The 12,030-nt window shown below is 65.7% G+C and carries 10 protein-coding genes; 2 read left to right on the forward strand and 8 right to left on the reverse strand.

What is annotated here, in order from left to right; genetic code table 11:
• Positions 1 to 143 precede the first annotated feature (143 nt).
• From ABIE56_RS22280 to ABIE56_RS22315, 8 genes are all read right to left on the reverse strand, one after another.
• The gene (locus ABIE56_RS22280; RefSeq protein ID WP_429246004.1) at positions 144 to 1,430 is read right to left on the reverse strand and encodes a dicarboxylate/amino acid:cation symporter; all 1,287 of its coding nucleotides are present in this window, start codon (positions 1,428 to 1,430) and stop codon (positions 144 to 146) included.
• Positions 1,431 to 1,441: 11 nt separating this feature from the next.
• Positions 1,442 to 2,323 carry an amidohydrolase family protein gene (locus ABIE56_RS22285; protein ID WP_429246005.1) on the reverse strand — a complete coding sequence of 294 codons (882 nt, stop codon included), beginning with the start codon at positions 2,321 to 2,323 and terminating at the stop codon, positions 1,442 to 1,444.
• Positions 2,316 to 3,005 carry a 4-carboxy-4-hydroxy-2-oxoadipate aldolase/oxaloacetate decarboxylase gene (locus ABIE56_RS22290; protein WP_429246013.1) on the reverse strand — a complete coding sequence of 230 codons (690 nt, stop codon included), beginning with the start codon at positions 3,003 to 3,005 and terminating at the stop codon, positions 2,316 to 2,318. Before ABIE56_RS22290 ends, ABIE56_RS22285 begins: the two co-directional genes overlap by 8 nt.
• Positions 3,005 to 3,727, reverse strand: coding sequence for a PIG-L deacetylase family protein (locus tag ABIE56_RS22295; RefSeq protein ID WP_429246006.1), 723 nt, complete (start codon positions 3,725 to 3,727; stop codon positions 3,005 to 3,007). The genes ABIE56_RS22290 and ABIE56_RS22295 overlap by 1 nt, the downstream gene beginning before the upstream one ends.
• Positions 3,728 to 3,750: 23 nt before the next feature.
• Complete coding sequence (locus ABIE56_RS22300) at positions 3,751 to 4,836, reverse strand: 4-oxalomesaconate tautomerase (protein WP_429246007.1); 1,086 nt, start codon at positions 4,834 to 4,836, stop codon at positions 3,751 to 3,753.
• A 139-nt stretch (positions 4,837 to 4,975) separates the two neighbouring features.
• On the reverse strand, positions 4,976 to 5,890 hold the full coding sequence (locus ABIE56_RS22305; RefSeq protein WP_429246008.1) for a LysR substrate-binding domain-containing protein: 915 nt from the start codon (positions 5,888 to 5,890) through the stop codon (positions 4,976 to 4,978).
• Between the two features lie 111 nt (positions 5,891 to 6,001).
• Positions 6,002 to 7,351, reverse strand: a complete 1,350-nt coding sequence (locus ABIE56_RS22310; protein ID WP_429246009.1) for a carbohydrate porin — start codon at positions 7,349 to 7,351, stop codon at positions 6,002 to 6,004.
• A 117-nt stretch (positions 7,352 to 7,468) separates the two neighbouring features.
• Positions 7,469 to 8,488: a hypothetical protein gene (locus ABIE56_RS22315; protein ID WP_429246010.1), complete on the reverse strand. Its 1,020-nt coding sequence runs from the start codon at positions 8,486 to 8,488 to the stop codon at positions 7,469 to 7,471.
• Between the two features lie 171 nt (positions 8,489 to 8,659).
• Here ABIE56_RS22315 and ABIE56_RS22320 point away from each other — a divergent pair, with 171 nt between their 5' ends.
• On the forward strand, positions 8,660 to 10,996 hold the full coding sequence (locus ABIE56_RS22320; protein WP_429246011.1) for an FdhF/YdeP family oxidoreductase: 2,337 nt from the start codon (positions 8,660 to 8,662) through the stop codon (positions 10,994 to 10,996).
• Entirely contained in the window at positions 10,986 to 11,846 is an 861-nt protein-coding gene (gene fdhD, locus ABIE56_RS22325) for a formate dehydrogenase accessory sulfurtransferase FdhD (RefSeq protein ID WP_429246012.1), read from the forward strand. Before ABIE56_RS22320 ends, fdhD begins: the two co-directional genes overlap by 11 nt.
• Positions 11,847 to 12,030 lie beyond the last annotated feature (184 nt).

A 12,030-nucleotide genomic window follows, 5' to 3' on the forward strand; every position in this document is an offset into this window, starting at 1 on the left:
CCGCCCCGCGCCCGCCGGGCGGCGCCCGCCCATTCTTTTTTTTTTTCCGATGTGCTGTCTCGCCGCGCCGGGGCGGGCCCCCCCCCCCGGGGGCCCGCCCCCCCCCCCCCCCCCCCCCCCCCCCCCGCTCCTACAGGGGGTGCTTAGGCTTTCTTGAGGGCAGCGGCCAGCTTGGTGCGGTCGAGCTCTTTTTCCCATGCGCAGACCACGATGGCCGCCACGCCGTTGCCCACCAGGTTGGTCATGGCCAGGCCGGTGCCGAGGAAGCGATGGATGCCGAGGATCAACACCATGCCGGCCACCGGTACCACCGGGACCACGCTGAGGGTGGACGCCAGCATCACCAGCGCGGCGCCGGCCACGCCGGATGCGCCCTTCGAGGTCAGCATGCCGACGATGGCCACGGTGATCTGCTGTTCGATCGTGAGATCGATGTTCAGTGCCTGGGCGATGAACAGGATCGACATGGTGAGGTAGATGTTGGTGCCGTCGAGGTTGAACGAGTAACCGGTCGGCACGACCAGGCCCACGGTTTCCTTCGGGCAACCCGCCTCTTCCATCTTGCGCATCAGCGGCGCCAGCACCACTTCCGACGAACTCGTGCCGAGCACAATGAGCAGCTCATCCTTGATGTACCCGCAGAAGCGGATGATGCTGAAGCCGCATAGCCGGCCGACGATGCCAAGTATCAACACCACGAAAATAATGCAGACCAGGTAGAAGCTGCCGATCAACTCCATGAGCGGTACGAGCGCCACCACGCCGTACTTGCCGATGGTGAAGGCAATAGCACCGAACGCACCGATGGACGATACGGCGGTGATGTAGTGCACGATCTTGAAGAACACCTGCGCACCGGCTTCGATCACGTCATACACCGGCCTGCCGCGATCACCGGTCGCTGCCAGCGCGCAGCCGAACAGCACGGAGATAAGCAGGATTGACAGTACATCGCCCTTGGCGAACGCGTTGACGAAGGTCGTGGGGATGATCGAGAGCAGGAAGTCGATCGATTCGATGTTGTGGCCCTGGGCGACGAACGAGGCCACCTCGTTCGCCTTGAGGCTGGCCGGATCCACGTTGAAGCCGGTGCCCGGGTGGAAGATGTGCCCGGCCACCAGGCCAAAGAACAGCGCCACCGTCGAGATGACCTCGAAATACAGCAGCGCCTTGCCGCCGACACGGCCTACCTTGCGCATATCGCGCATGCCGGCGATGCCGGTCACCACGGTGCAGAAGATGATCGGCCCGATCACCATGCGGATCAGCGCAATGAACGCGTCGCCAAACGGCTTCATGGCCACGGCGTACTTCGGCGACAGGTAACCGAGGATGACGCCCAATACCACCGCCACCAGCACCTGTACGTAAAGCTGGCGATAGAACGGCTTGCGCGGACGCGCTGGCGGGAGGGTGGTGGTAAGGGGCATGGTCACGCTCTTCAGGCGAAGTCGTACAGGCGCGCGGGGTTATCCACGAGCAGGCGATGGCGCAGGGCCTCATCGGGGCAGAAGCGGAACATGAGGTCCACCAGGCCGCCGTCGTTGGGCATGTCCTTCGAAATGTTCGGGTGCGGGAAATCCGTGCCCCACAGCACGCGATCGGGTGCGGTCTCGATCAGCGCCTGCGCAAACGGGATCGCATCATCGAACGGGCGCTTGCCCGCCGAGACGCGCTCGGCACCGCAGACCTTCACCCACGCCAGCGGATTATCGCGCATCAGCGCCAGCAGCAGGCGGAACGGTTCCTGTTCAACGCCCTTCGCGGCCTGCACCCGGCCCATGTGGTCGATCACGAACGGTACGCGGATTTTTGCGAGCACGTCCTGCAGTTCCACGATGTCCTGCGCATCCAGATGCAACACCACGTGCCAGCCCATCTCGGCAACGCGATCCAGCACGCGCCAGAACACGTTCATGTCCGGGCGGCCACCCAGGTGCTGCACGAAGTTGAAGCGGACGGCACGCACGCCGCCATCGTTCAACAACGACAAACCCTTCTCGTCGATGCCGTCATCGACGATCGCTACGCCGCGGTAGCGACCATTGCTACGGGCAATGGCATCGAGCATCGCGGTGTTGTCGGTGCCATGGCAGCTGGCCTGCACGATCACGCCGCGCTCGAAGCCGAGGAAATCGTGCAAGGCGACAAGGTGTTCGTAGGGGGCATCGGGCGGGGTGTAGCTGCGATCCGGCGCGTACGGGAAACGGTCCGCCGGGCCGAACACATGGCAATGCGCATCGCACGATTTTGGCGGCATGGCCTGCAGCGGCTTCGTTGGGTTCGGGTCGGGCGGCAGGCAGCCCTTGAGCGGATTATTCATTCGGCAGATCGTCCACATAGCGCAGGCCGGCTTCCGCCAGGCGCGGGCGCATATCGTAAATATCCAGGCCCAGTTCGCCCGCCGCAAGGCGTTCGCGCTTGGCTTCTTCATTGAGCACTCGCTTGCGTGAAGCAGCGATCGCTGCATCCACGGACGCATGCGGCACCACGACCACGCCATCGTCGTCGGCGACGATCGCATCACCGGCCTTCACCCACTGGCCGCCGATCACCACGGGCACGTTCACCGAGCCGAGGGTAGCCTTCACGGTACCGCGGGCATGCACGGCTTTGGCCCATACCGGGAAGCCCATGCGGCGCAGCTCGGCGCTATCGCGCACACCCGCATCGATGACCAGGCCCACGACGCCGCGCGCCACGAGCGAGGTGGCGAGCAGGTCGCCGAACATGCCATCGGTATTTTCGGTAGTGCAGGCCACGACCAGCACGTCACCCGGGCGGCACTGTTCCACCGCCACGTGCAGCATCCAGTTATCGCCGGGCTGCGCCAGCACGGTCACCGCCGAGCCGGCGATCGCACGGTCGTGCTGGATCGGCTTGATCGGCGGCAGGAACAGGCCGGTGCGCCCCTGGGCTTCGTGCACCGTCGCCACGCCCATCGCGGCGAGCGTCTCGGCCTGGTCGGGCGTGATGGAGGGGCGGTTGCGGACCACGACGCCCATCATGCCAGCGTGCCCTGCGTCACGTGCGGGAAGACGCGCTGGAACGCCTCCGCATACTTGATCTTGAAATCGGAGTTACGCGAGGCCTGCGCGCCACGCTGCAGGCCGACCCGGGTGTAGTACTCCCACAGGTGCTCCTGCGCGGCCATGGTTTCGAACGCGGCCTGCTTCTTCTCCCACACCGACGAGATGTCGAGGAACAGCTCGGGCTTCCACTCGCACTGTTCCGGCTGGTGCGGCTCGAACAGGAACACGGGCGGTGCGCCGATCACCGGCACTGACGGCTCGTGGCCATGGGCCTGGGCGACCACGCGTGCCTCCTGGGCCACATGCGTTGCCAGCGGGTGATCGAAGTTATACGGGTCCTTCAGCGAATGGCTGAGCACGAACGACGGGCGCAACTCGCGGTATACCTTCGCCAGGTGGAACACCACATCGAGGTCGGCGCGCATGGGGTAATCGCCGATGTCGAGGAATTCAACGCTGGCACCAAGGATGGCCGCGGCCGCTTCGGCTTCGCGGCGGCGATCGGTCTTTACCTTTTCCATCGTCATGCCGGGCACGCGCCACAGCTTGGCGGATTCACCGCGTTCGCCGAACGAGAGGCAGACGATGTGTACTTTCCAGCCCTTCTCGGCATGCAGCGCGATGGCACCGCCGGCGCGCCACACGAAGTCGGCGGAATGGGCGCTCACGATCAGCGCGGTCTTGTTCTCGGACATGGGTGGGTCTCCGTGGGATGGGATCAGCTGGCGTGGGGGCCGGGCCAGATCGAAGAAGAAACGGGTACGGTGCCGCGCATCAGCAGGCGTGCCGTTCGCAGCAAGGCGGCGCGAACTACCCGGCCGTTTTCAAGGCCGAGCTCGACGCTGAACTCGCCCGTGGGGTGTTCGATGGAAAGCGTGCGCGTGTCGCCCTGGCCTGTCGTCGCGACGTCGGCGGCGACGGTGCCCGGCATGACGGCGGCGGTGGCGACCGTGACGGCGCCCAGCACGCCAATCGAGGTATGGCAGTCGTGTGGGATGAATGTGCGCGTGCCCAGTGCGCCACCGTGGCGCGGCTTCGAAACGAGGGTGATCTTCGGCACCGGTTTGCCCGAGACATCGCCGAGGTTCATCAGCGGACCGGCCTTCAGCCGCAGTGGTTCGATGCGCGCCTTCAACGCCGTGTTCGCATCCAGCTCATCCGGACGCTCCTGCCCGCTCACGCCCAGGTCAGCGGCGGCGATCAGCATCACCGGCATGCCGTTGTCGATCAGGGTGACTTCCACGCCATCGATGGTGTCGCGCAGGTTGCCGGTCGGCAGCAGCGAACCTGCCAGCGAGCCCTCGGTATCGAGGAAGCCACAGGTGACCGGTGCCGAGGGGCGCGGCACGCCATCGATACGGGCATCACCGTCGTACACGGGGCGGCCGCCCGGCGTCTGGATCGTGATCTCGGCGATGACGCCGGTGTTCACGGTGCGCACGCGCCGGGTGGTGGTGCCGTCATCGGCCGTGATCAGCCCGGCCTCGATCGCGGCGGGAAGTGCCGCGGCGAGCATGTTGCCGCAGTTCGGGGTGGTATCGACCTTGCCTTCGGCGATGCCCACCTGGCCGAACAGGAAATCGAGATCGGCGCCGTCATCATCGGGCAGCGAAAGGATGCCCGTTTTGCTGGTCAGCGGCTTCGCGCCGCCCAGGCCATCGATCTGGCGTTCATCGGGGGAGCCCATCGCGGCCAGGATCACGGCATCGCGGGTGGCGGTATCGGCGGGGAGATCACGCGCGAGGAAGAACGGCCCCTTGGAGGTGCCACCACGCATGTACCAGCAGGGGATTTCGTGCGACATCGGCGTTTGCGCCACGGTATTCCAGGACCGGGACGATGGTCGCCATCCCGGCCGGGCCGAACAACGCGATCCGCCGCTTATCTGCTATGCACGAATTGCATGTCTTTGCTTACGACATGCAGATGTTGCATTGCACAACTCAGCGATCGGCGTCCAGCCGTCCCTCGGCGATCAGCTCGTCGACGATCTCCAGGGCTTTTTCCGTGATGGGGCTGGTGGGGCGCTGGGTGGGCGTGGCGACGACCAGGCGGGTGGTGATCTGTGGCATGACGATGGGTGCGGCACGCAGGGCGTGCTCGCCGCGGCGAGAGAGCAAGGCATTGCGCGAAAGCACCCCGTAGCCCACGCCGCGCTCCACCAGGTCCAGCAGCGAGCGTACTGAATCGATTTCCAGCCGAATATCCAGGCCAACGCCGTAACGTGCCGCGTCGGTTTCGATCAGCTGGCGAACGGAATGCAGCGGCGAAGGAATGATCAGCGGGTACTGACCCAGCGTCGCCAGGGGCACCGATTCGGGCATGGTGTGGCCATCGCGCGTGCTACCGATCAGGTTCAGTTCTTCGGAATGCACGTGGCGAAAACGCATGTTGGCGTTCACCGCGGGGTTGTACAGCAGGGCGCAATCGAGCCGGCCCAGCTGCAACCATTCGAGTAGGCTGGCGCTGAGCGCCTCCACCACACTGATCTGCGCCTGCGGGTAACGCTCGCGGAAACGCATGACCAGTTCAACCGTGAGCGTGGATCCCACGCTGGGTGGCAGGCCGATGGCTAGCTTGCCGGCGTACACCCCACGGCTTTGGCCAAGGGAAAGCCGTGCCACTTCGACCTGGCGCAGGATGCCGCGGCCATGCTCCACCAGCTCACGCCCGGCATCGGTGGGTACCACGCCGCGGCCGTTACGCTCGAGCAGATGGGTGCCCAACTCGATCTCAAGCTGGCGCACCTGGCGGCTCAACAGCGACTGCGAAACATCGAGCGTCGCCGCGGCACGGGTAAGGCTGCCGAATTCGACGATGCGGATGAAGCTTTGCAGGTGTTTCAGGTCCAAGGTCACGGCGCGGGGTTGCCTGTGGTGACGGCATTATGGGCCTTGGGCAGGCGCGTATGCATGTGGGGAAGTCGCGGGCGGGTGATCGCGCGTAAGCGCGCTCCTGCAGGGCGCCATTTATTGGCTGCCGGGGCCACCCATGTTCACCATCACGCGCAGGCCTATCACAATGGCGTTCGCGGGCACCTTGCGCACGCCTACCGTATTGCCAAGCACATCGGGGTGCACGATGTACTGCAGGTTCGGCACAAGGCTCACCACCGGGAACAGCTTGTAGCTGTAGTTGAGCTCGGTCATCAGCTCGTCGCGCTTGAAGTGGCCATCGCCCTTGTTCTTGGTGATCAGGTCATCTTCATACCCAACAGCCTTTTTGCTGAAGCGGAACCAGGTGGCCTGGAAACCCAGCGAATCGTTCGGGCGAGCGCGCGAGAGGCCCGTCCAGAGGAAGCCACCGGTGGATTGCAGCGTGTAGTTTTCCGCGTTATCCAGCGGCCCCGTGATCGAGCCGAAGACGGCAAGATTGCGCGTATTGCTGTTGGCATCCGGCTTCCAGATGACCTTGTCGGCGAGCACGTAGAGGCCGTAACGCCCGCCATCGTAGTTACGCGCCGTGCCGCCCACGAGCCCGCGGTGCAGGCCCTTGGTGTTGAGCTCCGGATCGGTGAAGGGCGCGGAGTTGTACCACCCACCGATCTTCAGGTGCTTAGGATAGGGATCGGTGGCGAAACTGGTTTCGTAGCCAACTTCCACCGGGATCATCACGCCGGTGGAATCGTTGAGGCCCCAGTTCAGGCCGTTGTTGTTGCGGCGCTCCGGGTTCACCTCGAACGCACCGATCGAGACATAGCGCGCATCGGGCTGGTACTTCACGCGCGCGCCCCAGTTCACGTACGGGAAGCCGCTGAAGCCGCCCGAGGTGTTGGTGAGCTGGTAAGGGCAGTCGGGTGCGCTGACGAAGCGGCAGCCGTAGGTGGAGCGGGCGAACTGCCAGGTCGCATTGAGCCGGCCCGCAAGGACGTTAAGGTGGCTTTCCTTGAATTCTTGCTCCCAACTCAGCTGCGCCAGTTCCCATTGACGCTTGGGATACCAGTAGCCCTGGATCTTCTGCAGGATGCCGATATCGTCCGCTGCAACGCTATGGCCGTAATACCGCGAGAAGGTGATGTGCATCTTGCCGCCTTCGATGCCAGCGAGCTTGCCCATGTCCAGGTCCGCGCCGCCCACGGCACCGCCACCGTTGGTAGCACCGAGGCGCTCGCCACCGCGCACGCTGGCCGCCCAGTCGTTCGCCCATACGAAACGCAGCGAGATGCCTTCGTCACGCAAGCGATCCACCGGGCCGCCATCGTCTTTCGGCTTGACTGGCGCCGTCTGCCGGGGTTGCTGGGCATCGGTCGTGGTCTGCGCGCTGGCGCCGGTGGCGGCCAGCGCGGCGATAAGGGCGAACATGGAGCGGCGAAGCATCATCGATAAAATCCCCGGTGCCGAAAGAACGGCGAAAGCGGGGGCGATGCTGGCCGCCCCGGTGCCCGGGAACAACGCGATGGACGATCTTTCAGGTATGCAATTGATGCATGTCTTGGCTTACGCCATGCGTTTTGTGCATTGCAGCACGGGATCTTGCGCCTCGGCGGCGCGGCGAAGGTCGTCGGCGAGGCCCTGCGTGCCGTAGCGCAGCACATAGGCATCGAGCGCCTGCAGGAACGGTTCGTCGAACGACCAGCGGCCCCGGCTTGCCCCTTCGCGCCCCTCTTCGTACACCTGGGCCAGCAGCGAGGCGCATTCGTTGCGGTAGCCAAGGGCGAGGAACGTCGTTGCCGCGCGGGTGGCCTCCCCTAGCGACGCATGGGCAAAGCCCGCGACGCCAGGTTCATCCGCATAGAGGGTGCCCGCGCCAAACGCGAGCTTCAGGGTCAGCGCTTCGCGAAGCCGCGCATCGAAATCGTCGCCCTTGTAGCGGCAACGGTCGCTCCACCAAGTCCAATAGTGAATGGTGTCGCCCAGTGCGTGCAGCGCGTTCGCCGCAAGGGCCGGGCCACCCTGGACCGGCTCGCCCGCGATCATGAATGAGACGCTCTCGCCCGCCTTCAGGCGCACGCAGGCGGTGCCTGCTTCCGCCCCCGTGCCCATGGGCCGGGAGCAGCCGAAGTACCAGGTCCCCGGGGCCAACACGTCCTGCGGCTCGGTGCCCGGCACGGGCGCGGCGCATTCCAGCTGGAACGATGCCTCGCCTTCGGTGCACGTGATGATGCGCACGAAGCGCCCGGCGGGGATGGCCTCGGCCTGGCCCGGCCGGCCTTCGGCGACCGCCATGAAATCCACGACGTGGAGTTCGGCCCCCGGGGCATGGCCCACCGTCTCAAGCACATTGGTCCCGGGCACATAGCTAGAAACCCACTGCACCTCGCCCTGCATATGCACGCTGAGCAGCGGGCGCCCTGGCGTTGACGCACGCAGGCAACCCGCCGTGCGCCAAAGCGCCAGCGACACCAGCGCGGCATCGGCCGAGACGCGGCCATAGCCACGCATATCGCCAATCGCGAGGCCGGCCGGGGCCAGGCCGTAGGGGTGCGCGGCCGCGAGCCGTAGCTGTGGCATGGACATAACAAGCTTCCTTGGGGCGCCTGGGGAGGGACGCCGAGCGGCGCGGAGGTTGGGGGTTGGGCCGACAAATCGGCGTGAAACTTTCGTTCGTACCTGACGCGGCCGTTTAATTCGGGAAAGGTGGGCAGCGTAGAATGGCGCCAACCCCAGAACTTCTTGCGAATCAGGCCCATGAGCGACAAGCGTGTTCCCGGCATCGACGATTACGACGGCCCGGCCGGTGGTTGGGGCGCACTGGGCGCCGTCGCGCGCGCACTGAGCGGCCAGATGGCCCTGGCCCGCGAATCCATCGCGCTGCACAAGGTGAACCAGCCGCATGGGTTCGACTGCCCGGGCTGCGCCTGGCCCGACCCGAAAGAGACCTCCTCGTTCGAGTTCTGCGAAAACGGCGCCAAGGCGGTGTCCTGGGAGGCGACCGCCAAGCGCGTGCGCCCCGAGTTCTTCGCAAAGAACACCGTGGCCGACCTGTGGAAGCTCAGCGATTACACCCTGGAAGGATTGGGCCGCCTGACCCACCCCATGGCCTACGACGCCGGCAGCGATACGTTCCAGCCCATTGCATGGGAAGAGGCCTTCCGCCGGATCGGCGCGGCCCTTCGCGCCCTGCCCGATCCAAACATGGCCGAGTTCTATACCTCGGGCCGTGCCTCGAACGAGGCCGCATTCCTGTACCAGCTGTTCGTCCGCGAGTACGGCACCAACAACTTCCCCGATTGCTCCAACATGTGCCACGAGGCCACCAGCGTGGGCCTGCCGCAATCGATCGGCTCGGGCAAGGGCACGGTGCTGCTCGAAGACTTCGACCATTGTGACGCGATCTTCTGCATCGGGCATAACCCCGGTACGAACCACCCACGCATGCTTTCCACCCTGCGCGAAGCCTCCCTGCGCGGCGTGCCTATCGTGGTCATGAACCCGATGCCTGAGCGCGGCCTCGAGCGCTTCACCTCACCGCAGCACGCCTCGGAGATGCTCACGGGCAAATCCGTGCGCATCGCATCCACCTATTACAAGGTGAAGATCGGCGGCGACGTGGCTGTGCTCAAGGGCATGATGAAGTACCTCGTGGAGGAAGACGTCATCGCGCGCGAGGCGGGACTTCCCCCCGTGATCGACCACGATTTCATCGCACAGAACACCGAGGGTTTCGAAGCCCTCGTGCAGGATGTCAGCGCCACGCACTGGGCCGATATCGAACGCAAGAGCGGCCTGTCCCGCGGCGATATCGAATACGCCGCCTCGATCTACGCCAAGGCCAAGGCGGTGATCGTCTGCTACGGCATGGGCATTACCCAGCACCAGCACGGCACCGAGAACGTGCAGCAGATCGCGAACCTGCTGCTCATGCGCGGCAACATCGGCCGCCAGGGCGCGGGCATCTGCCCGCTGCGTGGCCACAGCAACGTGCAGGGTGATCGCACGGTCGGCATCACCGAAAAGCCCAACGCGGATCTCAACGAGGGCATCCGTCGCACCTACGGCTTTGAACCGCCGGTGGAACACGGGCATGACGCTGTAGCGTCACTTCTCGCCATCCGCGACGGCCGCTCGAAGGCCATGATCGCGCTGGGCGGTAACCTGGCCGTGGCCATGCCGGACACCGAGGAAACCTTCGAAGCGATGCGCAAGCTTGATCTTGCGGTACACGTGGCGACCAAGCTCAACCGCTCGCATCTGCTGCTGGCGAAGGAATCGTTCATCCTGCCCTGCCTTGGCCGCACCGAACTGGATGAACAAGCTACCGGCCCGCAGGCGGTAACCGTGGAAGACTCGATGTCGATGGTGCACGCCTCGGCCGGCACGCTCACCCCGGCTTCGGAACACCTGCGCTCTGAACCGTGGATCGTTGCCGGGATCGCGAAGGCGGCGCTGCCGGATACCAAGGTGGACTGGGATCGTCTGGTCGGCGATTACAACCTGATCCGCGACGACATTGAAAGCGTGTTTCCCATCTTCTTCGACTTCAACAAGCGCGTGAACGTACCCGGCGGCTTCCGCCTGCGCGTCGCGGCCAGCGAGCGCGACTGGGCCACGCCAAGCAAACGCGCGCGCTTCTTGCTGGCCCGCGGCCTGGATGAGGATGACCGCGTGGAGGAAGGTGGCCTGATGCTCACCACCATCCGTTCGCACGATCAGTACAACACCACGATCTACGGCCTGAACGATCGGTACCGTGGTGTGACCGGCCGGCGCGATGTGGTCTTCATGCATGCCAACGACCTGGCAGAACGCGGGCTTAAGCACGGCGATCGCATCGATATCTTCGCCACCGGCCGGAACATTGCCGATGGCCGCCAGCGTGCCGTCCGCAGCTTCACGGCCGTGGCCTACGATATCGCCGAGGGCTCGGTGGCTATGTATTACCCCGAAGGCAATGCGCTTATCTCGCTGGAGAACCACGACAGCCACTCGGGCACACCCACGTATAAATCGGTACCCGTGCGCATCGTGGCTGCCACCGGCCCGGCGCCCACCACCCGCCGCAAGAAGGCGACCCATGCGGCATGAAATCCTTCCCCCCGCTGGAAGCGCAACCCGTCCCGTCACCCGCTACGAGCGCGGCCGTGCGGCGCAGGATGACGACCGGCTAGCCGAAGAGGTGCCGGTTGCGGTGCACATCAACGGCAAACCGTTCGCTGTGATGATGGCCTCACCCGTGGATCTGGAGGATTTTGCACGCGGCTTTGCGCTGACAGAGAACCGCGTCACCGACGCGCGTGATATCGATTCGATCGAGGTGCAGGAGGTGCTGGAGGGCATCACGATCGACGTACGTACGCGTGAAGCCATGACGGCGGCCGCGCTTGCCACCGTAACGACCGATGCCGAGCCTGCCGGTGCACTTGGCGAACGCGAGATGGTCGGCAGGAGTGGTTGCGGCATCTGCGGCACGCGCGAACTGGAAGACGTCATCCGCCGCCCGCGCCCGGTCGCGGCGGGCTGCAACGTGGCGCCCGATGCCATCGAGCGTGCGCTGGAATCGTTGCGCGCCGAGCAGCCGATCAACGCGTTCACCGGTTCAGTGCATGCTGCTGCATGGGCCCGCGCCGATGGTTCGTTGATGGTGGTGCGCGAGGACGTAGGCCGGCACAACGCACTGGATAAGCTGATTGGTGCGATGACCCGGCGCGGCATCGACCCGCGAGAGGGCTTCGCGCTGATCACCAGCCGGGCGAGCTACGAGATGGTGACCAAAGCGGCCGTCGCGGGCATGACGGTACTGGTCGCGATCTCGGCGCCCACGGCGCTGGCCGTGGCACTGGCCGAAGAATGCGGCCTGACGCTGGCTGGCTTCGCCCGCCCCGGCCGGTTCAACGTGTACAGCCGGCCCGAGCGAATCCACAATCCCGGGCCGTAGCGCGCGCCGTCGCTTGAACACCACCCGCCGCCGCGCCCCGGCTTCTGTAGGAGCGGGGGGGGGGGGGGGGGGGGGGGGGGGGGGGGGGCCGCCCCCCCGCCCGCCCCGCGCGGGGGGGGGGGGGGGGGGGGGGGCCCGCGCGGGGGCCCGGCGGGGGGCGCGGCGGGGGGCGGCGGGGGTGAGG

Origin of the sequence: Luteibacter sp. 621, assembly GCF_050435445.1 — a bacterium.
In the GTDB taxonomy this organism is placed as follows: Bacteria; Pseudomonadota; Gammaproteobacteria; order Xanthomonadales; family Rhodanobacteraceae; genus Luteibacter.